At 47.9% G+C, this 15,645-nt stretch carries 14 protein-coding genes; 9 read left to right on the plus strand and 5 right to left on the minus strand.

What is annotated here, in order from left to right:
• Positions 1–21: 21 nt before the first annotated feature.
• Positions 22–246: a hypothetical protein gene (locus LQ247_RS13365; protein ID WP_020450771.1), complete on the minus strand. Its 225-nt coding sequence runs from the start codon at positions 244–246 to the stop codon at positions 22–24.
• Positions 247–479: 233 nt separating this feature from the next.
• Between LQ247_RS13365 and LQ247_RS13370 the strand changes: the two genes are divergently transcribed.
• The 3 genes from LQ247_RS13370 to LQ247_RS13380 all read left to right on the plus strand — a co-directional run bounded on the left by LQ247_RS13370 (position 480) and on the right by LQ247_RS13380 (position 1,644).
• On the plus strand, positions 480–683 hold the full coding sequence (locus LQ247_RS13370; protein WP_020450770.1) for an alpha/beta-type small acid-soluble spore protein: 204 nt from the start codon (positions 480–482) through the stop codon (positions 681–683).
• A 170-nt stretch (positions 684–853) separates the two neighbouring features.
• Positions 854–997 (plus strand): hypothetical protein, encoded by a 144-nt coding sequence (locus tag LQ247_RS13375; RefSeq protein ID WP_023856545.1) that lies wholly within the window; start codon positions 854–856, stop codon positions 995–997.
• A gap of 23 nt (positions 998–1,020) precedes the next feature.
• Positions 1,021–1,644: an NAD(P)-dependent oxidoreductase gene (locus LQ247_RS13380; RefSeq protein ID WP_025811778.1), complete on the plus strand. Its 624-nt coding sequence runs from the start codon at positions 1,021–1,023 to the stop codon at positions 1,642–1,644.
• A 19-nt stretch (positions 1,645–1,663) separates the two neighbouring features.
• On the opposite strand, the gene LQ247_RS13385 is transcribed toward LQ247_RS13380, so the two are convergent.
• Together LQ247_RS13385 and LQ247_RS13390 are read right to left on the minus strand one after the other, a co-directional pair.
• On the minus strand, positions 1,664–3,682 hold the full coding sequence (locus LQ247_RS13385) for an ABC transporter ATP-binding protein (protein WP_231006150.1): 2,019 nt from the start codon (positions 3,680–3,682) through the stop codon (positions 1,664–1,666).
• Positions 3,679–5,433 (minus strand): ABC transporter ATP-binding protein, encoded by a 1,755-nt coding sequence (locus tag LQ247_RS13390; RefSeq protein WP_079289317.1) that lies wholly within the window; start codon positions 5,431–5,433, stop codon positions 3,679–3,681. Before LQ247_RS13390 ends, LQ247_RS13385 begins: the two co-directional genes overlap by 4 nt.
• Before the next feature lie 521 nt (positions 5,434–5,954).
• Here LQ247_RS13390 and LQ247_RS13395 point away from each other — a divergent pair.
• The 5 genes from LQ247_RS13395 to LQ247_RS13410 all read left to right on the plus strand — a co-directional run bounded on the left by LQ247_RS13395 (position 5,955) and on the right by LQ247_RS13410 (position 11,899).
• The gene (locus LQ247_RS13395; protein WP_231006151.1) at positions 5,955–6,452 is read left to right on the plus strand and encodes a universal stress protein; all 498 of its coding nucleotides are present in this window, start codon (positions 5,955–5,957) and stop codon (positions 6,450–6,452) included.
• Positions 6,453–7,115: 663 nt separating this feature from the next.
• Positions 7,116–7,430, plus strand: a complete 315-nt coding sequence (locus LQ247_RS22335) for a heterocycloanthracin/sonorensin family bacteriocin (RefSeq protein WP_080131300.1) — start codon at positions 7,116–7,118, stop codon at positions 7,428–7,430.
• A 124-nt stretch (positions 7,431–7,554) separates the two neighbouring features.
• Complete coding sequence (locus LQ247_RS13400) at positions 7,555–9,411, plus strand: putative thiazole-containing bacteriocin maturation protein (RefSeq protein WP_231006152.1); 1,857 nt, start codon at positions 7,555–7,557, stop codon at positions 9,409–9,411.
• Positions 9,411–11,345 carry a TOMM precursor leader peptide-binding protein gene (locus LQ247_RS13405; RefSeq protein WP_144497727.1) on the plus strand — a complete coding sequence of 645 codons (1,935 nt, stop codon included), beginning with the start codon at positions 9,411–9,413 and terminating at the stop codon, positions 11,343–11,345. Before LQ247_RS13400 ends, LQ247_RS13405 begins: the two co-directional genes overlap by 1 nt.
• Positions 11,346–11,422: 77 nt before the next feature.
• On the plus strand, positions 11,423–11,899 hold the full coding sequence (locus LQ247_RS13410) for a DUF4944 domain-containing protein (RefSeq protein ID WP_023856536.1): 477 nt from the start codon (positions 11,423–11,425) through the stop codon (positions 11,897–11,899).
• Between the two features lie 15 nt (positions 11,900–11,914).
• Here LQ247_RS13410 and LQ247_RS13415 read toward each other — a convergent pair whose 3' ends face one another.
• Positions 11,915–12,895 (minus strand): aldose 1-epimerase, encoded by a 981-nt coding sequence (locus tag LQ247_RS13415; RefSeq protein ID WP_043054255.1) that lies wholly within the window; start codon positions 12,893–12,895, stop codon positions 11,915–11,917.
• Positions 12,896–13,132: 237 nt separating this feature from the next.
• Between LQ247_RS13415 and nhaC the strand changes: the two genes are divergently transcribed.
• Positions 13,133–14,491: a Na+/H+ antiporter NhaC gene (gene nhaC, locus LQ247_RS13420; RefSeq protein ID WP_023856534.1), complete on the plus strand. Its 1,359-nt coding sequence runs from the start codon at positions 13,133–13,135 to the stop codon at positions 14,489–14,491.
• Between the two features lie 39 nt (positions 14,492–14,530).
• Here nhaC and dat read toward each other — a convergent pair whose 3' ends face one another.
• A complete protein-coding gene (dat, locus tag LQ247_RS13425; protein ID WP_161513206.1) occupies positions 14,531–15,382 on the minus strand; it encodes a D-amino-acid transaminase in 852 nt (283 codons plus the stop codon).
• Positions 15,383–15,645 lie beyond the last annotated feature (263 nt).

A 15,645-nucleotide genomic window follows, 5' to 3' on the forward strand; every position in this document is an offset into this window, starting at 1 on the left:
ATGCTGCGGCCCTCCGTGCTGCTATGCTTCGGTCGTTTCAATTTCAACGGTTTCTTCATAAGTACAGTCCTGGCAAGTATATAAATGAACGCATACGGTTTGCGTTTGTTTAAATGAATCAAACTCCATATACGGACTGTACGGACCGAAAAAATCGGTTGCTCTCCCCGCGTCCGCCATTTCCCCGCCGCACTTCGGACAATGCCTTGTCTGGACGAGAATCCCATTGCACACTGGACACATCATCTGCTTCATCCTCCTGCTTTTTTCCTTAGCTTGCCCCATTCCCGGCCTTTTCGCCTTTCAACATTTACCAGATTGAAGCACGCATTTATTTTATCGAATCCACCATAATACGTAGTACAAACCAACATTGGGCTTTAGCCGAGAAGGCAGCGGTTTTCTTTTGGTGAAAGCCGGCAGCTGGTGCAACTCCAGTCAGCCCAACCATACCATTTTTATAAAGGAGTTTGATACAAATGGCTAATCAAAATTCTTCAAATCAACTGGTTGTCCCAGGAGCAGCTCAAGCGATCGAACAAATGAAATTCGAAATTGCTTCTGAATTCGGCGTAAACCTCGGCGCTGACACGACTTCCCGTGCAAACGGTTCTGTCGGCGGAGAAATTACAAAACGTTTAGTTTCCCAAGCTCAAGCATCTATGGGCGGTCAACAATTTTAAACAACTTCATATTCATGGATAACAGAAGGTGCATATCCTGCACCTTCTTTAGCGTGTCGACAAACTTTCACATTCATTGCCGGGGCGGCGGCCCGCACCTCTGGCATATCTTATGAAAGCCCGCACCCGCTTCTCCTTTTTTCATATGCTGATATAAAGGAGGAGTCGGCATGCAGCTGATGTTGAGCATCAATTGGGAATTGATTCAATTTGTCGGGATTTCTCTATTGAATGAGTATGTCTCAAATGTCCACCCTTATCATGGAACTTTTTGCTTTCGCGGGGCTTTTTCTTCCGGACGATCTGACGTATGATAGATCCGATGGGAGTGATTATGTTGAAAATTGCGCTTTTTGGAGGTACAGGCCGTGTCGGACAGGCCTTTCTCAATTTTGTTGAAGAGGATGGGCGTTATTCCGTTTACGCACTTGTTAGGAGGACGGAAGGCGCCCGCATTCCGGATAAATGCTGCCAAGCGCTTACAGGGAACGCTAGGAACCAGCATGACGTCGAGTCTTTAATAAAAGATTCGGATATCGTTGTCAGCTGTTTAAACACAGATGGAGACGATACATTGACCGTCTCCATCGAACATATGATAAATGCCATGAACGCACATCGGATTAAACGGCTGATTACCATCGGAACGGCCGGTATTTTAAACGCGAGGCAGAACCCGGACCTTTACCGCTTTGAAACAAACGAATCAAAACGGCGCTCGGCGCGCGCAGCGCAAGAACATGCCCGTGTGTACGAACGTCTCCGCGAGTCTGAATTGGATTGGACGATCGTCTGCCCGACATATCTCCCCGACGGGCCGGCATTGAAGACATACCGTTTTGAACAGGATGTTCTGCCGGACGGCGGAAAAGAAATATCGACCGGCGACACCGCCCATTTTCTTTTCAAACAGCTTGAATCAGACCAGTTTGTCAAGGCAAGGGTGGGGCTTGCTTATTAAAGCCGGGTGAAGATCCGGCTTACCCTGTCAGGGCTCCTTTTCCCTTTTGCAGTTCATACATTTGATAGTATTGTCCTTTTTGCTTCATCAGCTCTTCATGATTTCCCCTTTCGATAATCCGGCCTTTTTCAAGAACGAGAATCTGGTCGGCGTTTTTGATCGTTGACAGCCTGTGGGCGATGATAAAGGTCGTGCGCCCTTGTTTAACAACATCAAGCGCTTTTTGAATGACCGCTTCTGTTTCCGTATCGATATGGGCCGTTGCCTCGTCTAAAATAAGAATAGCCGGATCATATGCCAGCGCACGCGCAAACGAGATCAGCTGTCTTTCCCCTGACGAAAGGGTGCTTCCTTTTTCGATGACCGGCTCATCAAGACCTTTCGGCAGGCGGGCGAGCATTTCAAGTGCCCCAACCTGTTTCAAGGCGGCTTCTATTTGATCTCTGGTCAAATCAGCATTGTCAAGGCTGACATTTGAAGCAATCGTGCCGGAAAATAAGTAAGGATCCTGGAGAACGATGCCCATCTGCTTTCTGATTTCCTGCCTTGACATATCGTATATGCTTCTGCCGTCGATTTTGACATCGCCCTTTTCAATATCGTAAAAGCGGAAAAGTACATTTAAAATGGAGCTTTTTCCTGAGCCTGTATGGCCGACCAATGCAACGGTCTCCCCTTGCTTCGCTTCAAATGAGATGTTTTTCAGCACATCTTCACCGTCATGATAGCGAAAAGATACATCTTCAAATACGACTCGCCCCCGCGCTCTTTCGCTGCCCGGCTCTTTGACGTCGACGCCTGGCTCATCCAGCAGGCGGAAAACCCGCTCCGATGATACGCGAGCCAATTCAAGCTTGGCAAACTGGTTGACAATGCCCGTAATCGGCTGAAATAAACGATTCAAGTAATCAACGAATGCATAAAGGACGCCGATTGAAATCATTCCTTCCGCGTTCAGGGCAGCTCCCCCGAAATACCAGATTAAAGCGGTGAACATCACATTTCTGAGAATGTTGACCAAGTTGTGGGACATAAGCGAATTCAATTTCAGCATTTTATTTTGGTAATGAAAGTGGCTCTCGTTCAGCTGTTCAAATTCTTCTTTTGTGTCCTGTCCGCGACGGAATGCCTGAATAATCGGCATGCCTTGAATCGATTCATTCATTTTGGCGTTGATCTCGCTGTTGATTGACCTGAGTTTATGATTGTAGCCAGAAGCGAATTTTCGATAAACGGCCGCCCAAATGACAATCAGGGGCAAAATCAACAGACAGACGCCGGCCAGCCTGACATCAAGGAAAAACAGCGCGGCGAATATTCCGGCCATATAAATGATATTTGTGACAAACGTCGAAAGAACGGTCACATACAGGTCGCGGATCGCTTCGGTATCATTCGTCACCCTTGCAACGATTTTTCCTGCCGGCAAATTATCAAAATAGCGGATAGGTAGCCTTTGAATGTTGGCGAATACATCCTGCCTCATCTTTTGAATGATGCGGTTTGCGCTCATCTGCAAGAGGTAGAATTGGCCGTAATGGAAAAAGATCGAGAAGACGAGAAGGCCGAAATAAATAGAAACGAGTGAAATCAGCCCTCCTATTTCAGGCTCGTAAAAAGCATACACTTCTGACAAAGACAGGCGATCGGCCTTGTAGGTTTCCGTCCGGTCTCCGCTTGTCATTCTCAGCTCTTCTCCGGATACCGTCCGCTCTCCGTCAAAGGAAACCGGTTCCTCCACAAAGTAGTAGTTCATGCCGACTTGAAAGATGTGAACTTCCTGCAGCTTTTCAGCTGAAGAGTCTGTCCTGTCCTCCCTGATATATTCCTTTCCTTTATAGGAAACGGTATATTTCGTCTCCTCTGTCGTTTCATACCACGTTTTTTCAATTCCGAGAATATGATCGTCGATCATCTTTTTGGCGATCATCGGTCCCGTCAGCTCGGCTGTGACGGCAATCGTCAGCATGACGAGCGCCCAGATGAGAATTTTTTTGTAAAGAAGCGCATATTGGAAAAGCCTTTTTCCTGTTGTCATGCTACAGTCCCCCCTTCTTCTCCCGAAGGAAGCTGCTGTGCTTCGTATTGTTCAAAATACCAGCCTTTCCGGCTGATCAGTTCCTGATGCGTCCCTCTTTCAACGATCCTTCCATTTTCCATGACGAGAATGAAATCGGCGTGTTCGACGGCCGACATCCGATGTGATGTAATAAAGGTCGTTTTGCCTTTCCGCCTGCTGCGGATGTTTTCAATAATCGCCGCTTCCGTTTTCGCATCGACGGCGGACAGCGAATCATCCAAGATCAAAATATGGGGCTCCGCAATCATCGCTCTCGCAATTGAAATCCTTTGTTTCTGCCCCCCGGATAAAGCGACGCCCTTCTCTCCGACCATTGTCTCCAAACCGTCTGAAAGCATCTCAATATCCTTTTTCAGATGTGCTGCAGAGATGACATCGTATAAATCGCGTTCCTCGGCGAGTCGTCCGCCGAACAAAATATTGTCTTTCACCGATTTTGAAAACAACACGTGGTCCTGAGGCACATACCCGATCCAGCTGCGAAGCTGATCAAGCGGCAGGCGGTCAATCGGCACACCCGAAATGGTGATCGTTCCTTTTCCTTTCGGGTACTGCCTCAGCAGCTGCTTGACTAACGTCGTTTTGCCGCTTCCCGTCTTTCCGACGACTCCGACCGTCTGTCCTTCTAATACGGTAAATGAAATATCGGCCAGGTTTTCCGACGCGGAGCTCGGGTACGTAAAAGCGACCCCGTCAAACACAATATCGCCCGGTTCCGCTGCTTCAGGTTCGGCGGGCTCTCTCACATCAGGCTCATATGCCAATGTTTCATTTACTCTGTCAAGCGAAGCATTTCCCCTCTGCATGACATTGATCAGTTCTCCGATCGCAAACATCGGCCAGATCAGCATGCCGAGGTACACGTTGAAAGAGACGAGTTCACCCAATGTCAGCTGGCTGCGGAAAACAAGATAGGCGCCGTAGCCAAGACCGATTAAATAGCTGATCCCGACCAAAAACTTCACCGTCGGTTCGAACAGCGAATCGATCAAAGCGACTTTCATATTTTTCTTGTACACATCAGCCGTCATGCTGTTAAACCGGCTGACATCATTTTTCTCCTGTACATAGGCCCGGATCACCCTTACCCCTGACACGGACTCGAGCACTCGATCATTTAAAGCGCCAAACGCATCCTGCGCTTCCGTGAAACGCTCATGAATTTTTTTCCCGTAGATGCTGATGGCAGCCGCCATCAGCGGAAGGGGAATGATCGAAGCAAGCGTCAGCTTCCAGCTGATCAAAAAACCCATCGTCAAAAGAATCGTCAGCATATACATCGTCGAATCGACCAAGGTCAAAATGCCGAAGCCCGCCGTCATGGAAATCGCTTTTAAATCATTTGTCGCCCTCGCCATCAAATCCCCTGTACGGTTTTTCTCGTAAAAAGACGGGGTCATTTTCAGCAAATGGCCCATCAGCTTGGATCTGAGGATTTTTTCGACCAGGTTCGCTCCCCCAAACAGCTGATACATCCAATAATAGGACAAGATATAAACAACTGCGCCAAGCGCGAGAAATAAACCGATATAGCCGAGCATGCCGGCCTTTGAAAAAGTGCCTGCCTGCATGTCGTCAATCGCGTTGCCAAGCAGCTTCGGCGGAAACATTTCCAATACGTTTACAATAATCAATAGGACGACTGCTATCGTGTAGCGCCGCCAAGAGGCTTTAAAAAACCAGCCCAGCTTCCATAAAACAGAAAACATCTAATATCCTCTCCTTTTTTAGCCGCCTTCAAGTTTTTCCTTACAATCTTTGATTTCGTTTTTTCTGATACTCGGCATAAAAAATTCCTCCTTATGTGCGGTTTATTTATTAGAAAAACATGCTGCTCCGCATCGGGAACAGAATGTTTTTTCTCAGAAAAAAAAGGCACACTGTGTACCAGCATGCCTTTTTTCATATAAAAAGGCGCATGTACGCTTGTTCACGCGACATGCGCCTTCCTTTTGAAAATTGTTAAAGTGAAACAGAGCCCTGATCGTAAGGAAGGTATAAAAATGTCACGTTAAGGTGCTTTTGTTGTTGAACTGATGCTTTGATATTTCTAAACATGACGATACCCTCCAATCTTATTAATATTTTCCATCTTATAGTACGGCCCTTTATTTGTCAATTTGTTTTTTTGGCGAATGGCGGGCTTTTGATTCATATTCTCATATTTCGTTAGATTTGTTGGGAAAACGGGTAATATAAAAGTAAATCCATTCTGAAAGGAATGATCAATTTGTTTAAAGCTGAGATCATTGTCGCGTTTGACGGAAAAGAGGAAAGCAAAAAAGCGCTGAAAAAAGCGATCGACCTCTCGAAAAGGCTCGGCTCGCAATTGACCGTCGCCCATGTCCATGAACCGAGACAAGTGAGAACAGAGGCTGCGACTGAAAGACCCGCTGCCGGCGCGCCATACCTTTACAGCGGCTTCCCGGCCGCGCCCCGGGTCCCCCACGATTCAGACTTGGCCGGTGAACCCATGATCTATGAGGACAGCGCGGAAGAAGCGATTGCGGCAGCGAAAATCATATTAAGCGAAAACCAGTACGACGCGGAAATAGAGGTGTTGGAAGGCGACCCGGCCAACGCAGTTCTACAACATGCGGAAAATATCGGCGCTGACCTTGTCATCACGGGTACGCGCGACCAAAACCGCCTGAAAAAGCTCCTGTTTGGCAGTGTCAGTGACAAGATATCGACAAAATCGGAGATCCCTGTGCTAATTGTAAAATAACGATTTTAAAAGAGGCCGGTCAAATGTCCGGCCTCTCATCATGTTACGATCTTCTCCTGTTCATAATATAGATCATGCCCCACACAATGGATAGGAAGACTCCTAATACTATGACCGCATTTATTATGATCAAAGCAATCTCTCCTTCTCTATGAAAACATACTTGTAGAAAGAACCTGTTTTTGCAGTCATACATAAGCATTTGCATCAGTATAAAACTGCAAGGGCACTGTTCCCGCGAATGATCCTCTACTGCTATATACAACGCCAATTGATTTTTCCTGCTAAGCCGAATGGTTACCTTTATCCTCTAGGCTTTCTTCACTTTAGACGTTTCCCTTGAAATTTGACTTTCACTCCACATGACTTACAATTGATTTCTTTCTCCGCCTTGCCCCGCATTCTTGGTTTTACTTAGTGTCCCCCCTCTCTTCAGTCCCAACGATCTTTATATCAATAAACTGCCGCAAAATAAAAGCCCCTCTCCAGCGAAATCCAATAACAGGAAAAATAGGCGTTCAAATTAGTAACAACCACCTAACAGACCTCATAATTTGATCTTGTGAGTACCCGGGGTATTTGACTTAATCTGACTTTGCTTATGTTTCATTCTTTTTTTATTGTGTTTTGGTCAAAAAATTTTATCGATGAGGGGGATATTAAATGCAACCATTCCATGATGAACTGCAGTCGTTGGAGATGGATCAATTCCAGGCAGAAGATATGACGCATTGGGATGCGGACCGTCATCACGCCAATGTTAAACACTGCGCAAGCTGCTGGAGCTGCGGAAGCTGTGCCAGCTGTTGGAGCTGCATGGGTCACAGCTGTTGGAGCTGCGCGGGTCACAGCTGCTGGAGCTGTGCGGGCCACAGCTGCTGGAGCTGTATGGGCCACAGCTGTTGGAGCTGCATGGGCCACAGTTGTTGGAGCTGCGCGGGCCATTGCTGTTGGAGCTGTTGGCGCGGAGGCATGTAGTTTTTTTATAAAAAAGAAGACTTCCCCTGCCTCTTTTGCCGCAGGGGTCTTCTATTGCATAAAGGACAAACAAAATTACATATAATGGTATGTCTTGTTTTTAAAACATTGAAGGAGGAAGAGCATGACACACCTGACTGCTTCCGCTCGCCTGAAAGTAAACCAGGATACATGGTTTCTTCCTGATCCGAACGGCGGCGCATACTTTAGAAATAATTCCGGGTCGTTTCGCATAAAAGGATCTTCGATTGCTCAATGGATCGAAAAACTTCTGCCGATGTTCAACGGGGAACATTCGCTTGAAGACTTGACAAAAGGGCTACAGGCTCCGTACCGAAAGAGAGTATATGAAATCGGAGAAATGCTTTATAAAAACGGGTTCGTTCGCGACGTAAGCCGGGATCACCCGCACAAACTGGAAAGCTCAGTGCTTCAAACGTTTGAAGCCCAAATCGAATTTATTGAGAGCTTTGCCGATTCCGGCGCTTACCGCTTTCAGCTGTCGCGTCAAACCAAAATATTGGCTATAGGGGCCGGCTCCTTTCTCACAAAATTGGTCCGGTCGCTGATCGATTCCGGTTTTTCAAGAATCCGTGCGATCGTGACGGATGCATCCGGGCGCGCTTTAGACGAACTGGCAGAAATATCAGGGCAAACCGAAAGCGGACTGGAGATTGGCTGCGCCGAAACGCAACACTGGCGGGAAGCGGTGCGATCTGCCGATTGGGTTCTGTATGTCTCTGACCGCGGCTTCACAGATGAGCTCCGCGATCTTCAAACGTTTTGCCTCGAAGAGAACAAAGGCTTCATACCCGGGATCTGCCTGAAACAAGTCGGACTGGCAGGCCCTGTCTTTCATCAACAAGGAGACGGTTGCCTGAAGGATGCCTGGAGGCGCCTCCATCGGCCTGCGCTCCATGAAGAACGGACGCTTCGAACTTTTCCTTCGGCAGGGAAAGACATGCTGGCAAACGTTATTGTGTTCGAATTGATGAAAGCAACTGCTGAGATTGCACCATTATCTAAGAAGAATCAAGTGTATCTGATTGATTTGGCAACGCTCGAAGGCGGCTGGCATATGTTTCTTCCGCATCCGGACTTCGAATGCGGCAAGGATTCGCCTGAACTCATCTGCGACCTTGAAGCGAAACTTTCGGAGCGCCCCGGAAGAGAAGCAGAAAGCAGGTTGTTTCAATGTTTCAGTGAACTGACCTCACCTGTAACGGGCATTTTTCATCTGTGGGAAGAGAAACATTTGCGGCAGCTTCCTTTAGCACAATGCTTTGTTCAGACAGCAGACCCGCTCTCTTCCGGACCTGCGGAGCTTTTGCCCAAGACGGTGTCGGTCGGTTTGACCCATCAAGAGGCGCGGCGGGAAGCCGGGCTGACGGGTATTGAAATGTATGCATCAAGGTTGAACCGTTCTTATCCGAGTAACGGGGAGTTGTTCGCGATCGCCGCCGGGGAAACGCTGGCTGAAGGCGTATTAAGGGGATTGGAGAAATGCTTGGAACACCGGTTGCGAGAACGGATCAAAAGCGGAAAAGAAACGATTTCCCTCGTTCAGCTAGGCGGAATGGAAGACCGGCATACCGCATTTTATTTAAAAGCGATGACAGTCTTGTACGGCAAACCGGAAATCGGTTTAGGAAAAAACATAGGAGGCTTCCCTGTCGCATGGGCGGGAATTCGCGGCCGCTGGTACGGAAGTTCTGGACTCAACATCACATTCGCTCTCAGAAAAGCGCTCGAACGGGCGCTGACAGACAAAGACCCTGTGAAAGGCGCGGATGTTTTGCTGGAGTCTAGTGACCTGAAGCTTGCTACCCCCGTTTCCGCTGATTTGCAGCAAACACTGCTTTCCGCCTTGAAAAACAACTGCGACTTGCAGCTTTATGTCTATGAGCTGCCTGCTGAACCATTTTTCAAAGAAAAACTGGCAGGCATTTACTGCGTGCAGTTGCGAAAGGAGGAATCTTGATGAACCGCTGCATTTTGGTCATTGGCGAAGGATTGATGGCAGAAGACGCATCACAACAATTATCTGCTGAATATAACATTATCCGAAGGTCTGATTTTGAGAACAGCATACCGGAGGAGACTGCGTTCGCTCTTGTGCTGCACGATGCTTGGCGGCCTTTATTATACCGCGAGGCGGAAAAGGTGCTAAGGGCGGCAGGGATTCCGTGGCTTCGCGGGTTTGCATCTTTTGGCGAAGGGGTCATCGGACCGCTCGTTATTCCGTCAGCGTCAGGATGTTCCCAATGCGCCGATATGAGGCGGTATATCTCCGGCCCCGACAGCAGAGAGACCCTTGAACTGGAACAAAAAAGCAATGGCATAAGCCGCGATCCGTGGATTTCAAAGACCGGCTGCCGCCAAATGGTCAGCCTGATCTGCACAGAAGTCGACAACATCATGAACGGCGGGTGCGGCCGGTTGAAAAAAAACCTTTACATCGTCAATTTGAAAACGTTAGAAAGTTCGCTGCACGCTTTCATCCCGGAACCGACATGCCCTATATGCGGCAGTCTGCCTGAAGACGGAGCGGAATCCGCACGGATATCGCTTCGGCCCAGTTTGAAAACGAACCCGGACAGCTTTCGCGTGCGAAACACGGACGATTTAAAACAAACGCTCGCCAAAGACTATCTGGATCATAGAACGGGGATATTCAACGCCAAAATTTATGACGCGATTCTGCCGTTCGCCGATATGATCGTCAATATGCCTTTATGGACGGGAAATGAAGGTGTCGGAGGGCGGAGCCATTCGTATGAAGACAGCGAATTGACCGCCATTTTAGAGGGTTTGGAACGTTATTCCGGAATTGAACCGCGCGGCAAACGGACGGTCGTACATGACACCTATGAAAATGTAAAGGATCGTGCGCTCAACCCGGCAAAAGTCGGGCTCCATCAAGCGGAACAATACATGCATCCCGATTTTCCTTTTCAGCCATTTCACCCGGCCCGTCCTCTTCACTGGGTATGGGGCTATTCATTTTTGCAGAAACGGCCGATTCTTATTCCTGAATCGCTCGCCTATTACAGCCTGGGGCGCGAAGACAGCTTCGTCTATGAAACATCGAACGGCTGTGCACTTGGAGGGAGTTTGGAGGAAGCGATTTTCCATGCCATACTAGAAGCCGCTGAGCGCGATTCATTTTTGCTTGCCTGGTACGCCAGGCTCCCACTTCGGCAGCTGGATCTCGGCTCTTCAGAAGATCCGGAATTACGCCTCATGACAGAGAGGGTGCGAAGTGTGGCGGGATATGATCTGCATGTCTTTAATTCAACGATGGAATACGGCATTCCAAGCGTTTGGGCGATCGCCAAAAACAGAAAACGGGAAGGATTGAATCTGATTTGTTCCGCAGGGGCCCACCCCGATCCCGTAAAAGCGGTGAAAAGCGCCCTTCATGAGCTGGCAGGCATGATGTTGAAGTACGACCGCAAATTTGAATCTGAAAGGAGCAAATATCACCAGATGCTCCGCAATCCTGCTTTAGTGCAGGAAATGGAGGATCACAGCTTCATGTACGGACTGCCTGAAGCTGAAGAGCGACTCCGGTTTTTGCTGAATCAAAGCCGGCCTCTGCAAACATTCGACGATGCCTTTAAAAAAAGAAAGAAACACCTTGATTTAACCGAAGATCTCTGCGACCTGCTTGAAGCTTTCCGGAGTCTCAATCTTGAAGTGATTGTCGTTGACCAGACTTCCCCTGTTATCAAACGGAACGGACTTTACTGTGTGAAAGTGCTTATCCCGGGCCTGATTCCGATGACATTCGGACAGCGCTTCATCCGCCTGGAAGGACTTGAGAGAATTTTCACGGTGCCGAAGGAGCTCGGCTTTGCAGAAGAGCCGTTAACACCAGAACAGCTGAACCTGCACCCGCACCCGTTCCCTTAAAATTTAAGAGAATGACTTTTTTTCCCGATTGTTCTGCTTTATGATCATAAAGCAGAACTTTTTAGGCGGTGGATAATATGAAACAGGAATACAAGCGGCCGCTTCTTTTCATTGCTTCCCTTTTCACGGCCTTTTGCACCGTTTATTTCGGCGGCAGACTGATCGGTTTCTATATGACGGAATACCCGAAATGGAACGGACAAAGCGCCGATGGAAATTGGGAGGCCGTGATCAAAAAGATAGAAGGCCGCACGCTATTTGGCGGAGACCTCTATTGGACAGGCGACCGCGGGGAGCTGGACGATATATATTTGGAAAAGTTGGTCGTAAAGTTTGGTGATGAAATCGTTTTGAACTCCCAAGTCGAGACGCCGATGAAAGATTACGCGGGAGGCGAATTCCCCGGCGGAGGGTCAAAAGAACAATCCGTTTCTTTTTTGGAAGAGCTTGAAGAAGCCGAATTCGCCGGCCGCAAGATCACGGTTCAATTGGATTGGAGAGAGGGCAAACAAGCGTCCCATACAGCATTTACGCTTGATAAAAGCTCATGGTAAAAGGCGGAATATCGATTATATTCCGCCCACCTCAATTTTGCTTCGCATCGTCAGCTCTTCCTGCGGCCCCAAATCCCGAAATCCGGTCACATCCTTCGGAAGGTTGAGGTTCGGTGCATTCGTCATCCAAGTATATGGCTCTATACAAAGCAGATCATCCTGATCAGATGTACCGTTAAACACAACCCAGTGCTTAAAATGCCCGTCGCATTGGTAGCGGACGCGAATGCCGGCGAGGCTGTCCGCAATGACGGCCGCGCTGTTTCCTTCCTGGTCTTGTTCAGCTGCCAATATATCGTCAAGCCTTTCTCCCGCTGCCATTTTTCCCGCTTTGAACTCCTCTGTCACCCGATACTCGCCTGTCGGCAGCATGCGGTCTGTCAGCGTCCATCGCTTTGAGGCAGGAAGAGTAAACAGACACCTTTCTTTATCTCCTGCTTCGTTTAAAGGATAGCGGAAAGATGTGTGGTACCCCAATCCGATCGGCATCGGGTCTTGACCGCGGTTGACAGCCGATGCATCGATTTTTAGATGCTGTCCTTCTAACGTGTAAGTGATGGTGATGGAAAACGAGTGCGGAAAGATCGCTTTAATATCGGGATGATCATCAGAGTCCAGCTTCGTCTGCACGATGATCCTCTCTTCTGTTGCCTCCACTTTTTCGACCGTCCATTTTTTATCGTAAAGAAATCCGTGCAGGTGGTTTTCGAGCGGCTTTTCATTGATCGGCAGCTCGTACGTTCTTCCCGCATATGTAAATCTTCCGTGATCGATCCGGTTGGGAGGAAAAAGAACAGGAATTCCGAATAAAAACGGATTCGCGTTATATTCTTCCTTTGTTTCAGGCGTTTTCAACAATTTCAAACCGCTCGGCTTCCACTTCAGTGAAATTAAATTGCTTCCCCACCCGGGCACAAGTACAGCCTCTAAATCATCATTTTCCAACCAGATCGCTTCCTCATCTAAAAACCGGCTTTTCTGAACAGTGTAAGACATTCGCATTTCCCCCTATTTTGGCTAAAGGATCAGTGAAACGTGTATCAAGTACATGCCTATCTCCAATCTATTATATCTTAAAAAAGTCAGCGCTTTCAAAAGAGAATGGGCGAACCTTTGAAAAATGTTTGAAATATTTTAATTTAAGTATATAATCTATTTTTCTGTTATAATACGTTTATGCACAAAAGCATCAAAGTATTAAAGAGAGATATTTCTTCTAATGAGGTGTGTGACTTGTCAAACGAAAAACGTCTATCGTTTTCCATATCGGCTCTATTGTTTTTAGCCATATTGTTCATTATTTTCACCTGCTTATTCATATTTAAAGCAGAAGCGCACATACCGCTGTTGATTTGCGTTGGTTTTTTAGCTGCGGTCGGCGCGGTGAAAGGCCATTCCTGGAAAGACCTTGAAAGCGGCATTGTCTCAGGCATCCGGAATGGCGTTCAGCCGATTATCGTCCTTTGTTTAATCGGCATCTTAATCGGAGTCTGGGAGTACAGCGGCGCGATTCCGACGGTAACGGTTTACGCGTTGAATCTGATTGAACCGCAGCACCTGCTGCTCACCGCACTTTTCAGCTGTCTTGTGATCAGTTCATTGGTCGGCTCCAGCTTTACGACGGTCAGCACGATCGGCGTCGCCCTCATCGGCGTGGCCGCAGCGGCCGGCGTTCCACTGACATGGGCGGCGGGAGCTGTGATTTGCGGCGCCTGTTTCGGCGACAAAATGTCTCCGATGTCTGACACGACCAATTTTGCCGCAGGAGTCGGAGAGCTTCCCATTTTCAAGCATATTAGACATATGGCGGGAACGACGATCCCCGCTCTTTTGATCACGATTTTGCTTTTCTTTTTCATGGGCCGTTCTTTAACGGCGGCACCGGCTTCTACCGAAAACATTCAAGCGATCATAAACGGAATAGAAAGTACAGTCAACATCAGCGTCTGGGCGCTTCTGTCGCCTCTTCTTGTGATTGTACTTGCTGTCAGACGAACGCCCGTCATTCCGTCGCTTGCAGCGGGGATCGTTTCCGCCGGAATTCTTGCCGCGTTGATACAGCCTGACGCCAGCATTTCATCGTTTTTGTCAGCGATGCAGAATGGTCCTGTTTTCTCAGCCGACACTGAAGCCGTTGAGAAAATTTTAAACCGCGGCGGCCTTCAATCGATGATGGGCTCTGTTTCCCTGATTATCATCGCATTCGCGCTCGGCGGTCTCATGGAAAAGATCGGCCTGATTACAAGCCTGCTTGAAGGTGTGATCAAGGGCATTCATACGAAAGGCCGGCTTGTGTTCTCAACCGTTTCATCAAGCATCGGCATGAACCTGGCGACAGGCGAACAGTATTTATCGATCTTGATTCCCGGACAGTCCTTTAAAAAGCTGTATGACAAGCTCGGAATCGACCGGAAACATTTGTCGAGATCGCTTGAAGACGGAGGGACATTAATCAATCCGATGATTCCTTGGGGAGTCAGCGGCGCGTTCATGTCCAGCGCGCTCGGCGTTCCCGTTATTGAATATTTGCCGTTTGTGTTTTTCCTATATTTATCGCCGCTCTTTTCAATTTTGTTCGGTTTCCGCAAGTAAAAAAACGCCGTTTCCCCATGGAAGCGGCGTTTTTCTTTGTTAAACCGGTTTGGCTGTCTCTGACAAAATGCTGTTTTGCAATGCGGTCTGCACATTTTTGGTGAGCGGTCCGGGCGCTCCGGAGCCGATAGTTTGCCCATCAATCGATGTGACCGGAATGACTTCGGCTGTCGTTGACGTGATGAACACCTCATCTGCATTCAGCAATTCATCCTTTGTCACCGCTTTTTCTTCATAGTTCAAGCCGTGTTGCTCACACAGCTGAAGCACTTTCATCCGCGTGATGCCGTTTAAGATGAGCGTTGTCACAGGATGGGTGTAGATAACGTTTTGCTTGACGACGTAAACATTTGAGGACGTCCCTTCCGTCACCAACCCGTCGCGAATTAAGATCGCTTCGAATGAAGAAGCTTCATACGCTTTTTGCTTGATCATTACATTGTACAACAGATTTAAACTCTTAATGTCGCATCTCAGCCAGCGCATGTCGTCCGCAGTAATAGCTGAAACGCCGTTTTGCTGTTCTTTTTCAGGCTTTTGAATAGGAAATGTATAAGCCGTCACCTGAGGCGTAAGCCCTGCTCCGTATTGGTGCTTTCTCGGGGCTTTTCCCCTTGTCACTTGAAGATACAGCCCGCCGTCCCGCATTTGATTGATGTCGACGAGCTCTTTCAGCTGGCTTTTCAGCTCGGCTTCTGAAAAAGACAAGTCGATTCCGATTTCGGCTGCGCTTTTATATAAGCGGGCAATGTGTTCATCAAGCGTGAACAAGATTCCATTGTAAATGCGGATGACTTCATAGACGCCGTCTCCAAATTGGTAGCCTCTGTCTTCAATATCAACCGCACACTCGCTCCGTTCCATCAGCCGGCCGTTAAAAAGAACTTTCATTTCTCCATCCCCTTGTTTTTTGTTGACTTCTGAATTTTCTCCATTCCATTCTAACACGACCCTGCCCTTCAAAATAGTGCAATATTTCCAAAAACTTTTCTCCGCCTTCATGATCAAAAAAACAGCATTCCCCATCGTTCAGCATTTTCTATTAAAATTTGATATATTTTTCCCTTCATCCTGTATTCATCTTCTTTCCAATCCTGTATACTTAAACATTGTGATCCATTATTTTATGAGACTAGCATTCTATAATGGCATTG

Source organism: Bacillus sp. BS3(2021) (genome assembly GCF_021043345.1).
Taxonomy (GTDB): Bacteria; Bacillota; Bacilli; order Bacillales; family Bacillaceae; genus Bacillus; species Bacillus paralicheniformis.

Excerpts from the sequence above, each read along its gene's own strand:
- LQ247_RS13400 (WP_231006152.1), top strand. The coding sequence starts at position 7,555 with ATGACACACCTGACTGCTTCCGCTCGCCTGAAAGTAAACCAGGATACA.
- LQ247_RS13410 (WP_023856536.1), top strand. The coding sequence starts at position 11,423 with ATGAAACAGGAATACAAGCGGCCGCTTCTTTTCATTGCTTCCCTTTTC.
- LQ247_RS13385 (WP_231006150.1), bottom strand. The coding sequence starts at position 3,682 with ATGACAACAGGAAAAAGGCTTTTCCAATATGCGCTTCTTTACAAAAAA.
- LQ247_RS13390 (WP_079289317.1), bottom strand. The coding sequence starts at position 5,433 with ATGTTTTCTGTTTTATGGAAGCTGGGCTGGTTTTTTAAAGCCTCTTGG.
- LQ247_RS13405 (WP_144497727.1), top strand. The coding sequence starts at position 9,411 with ATGAACCGCTGCATTTTGGTCATTGGCGAAGGATTGATGGCAGAAGAC.
- LQ247_RS13415 (WP_043054255.1), bottom strand. The coding sequence starts at position 12,895 with ATGTCTTACACTGTTCAGAAAAGCCGGTTTTTAGATGAGGAAGCGATC.
- dat (WP_161513206.1), bottom strand. The coding sequence starts at position 15,382 with ATGAAAGTTCTTTTTAACGGCCGGCTGATGGAACGGAGCGAGTGTGCG.
- LQ247_RS13365 (WP_020450771.1), bottom strand. The coding sequence starts at position 246 with ATGATGTGTCCAGTGTGCAATGGGATTCTCGTCCAGACAAGGCATTGT.
- LQ247_RS13375 (WP_023856545.1), top strand. The coding sequence starts at position 854 with ATGCAGCTGATGTTGAGCATCAATTGGGAATTGATTCAATTTGTCGGG.
- LQ247_RS13370 (WP_020450770.1), top strand. The coding sequence starts at position 480 with ATGGCTAATCAAAATTCTTCAAATCAACTGGTTGTCCCAGGAGCAGCT.
- LQ247_RS22335 (WP_080131300.1), top strand. The coding sequence starts at position 7,116 with ATGCAACCATTCCATGATGAACTGCAGTCGTTGGAGATGGATCAATTC.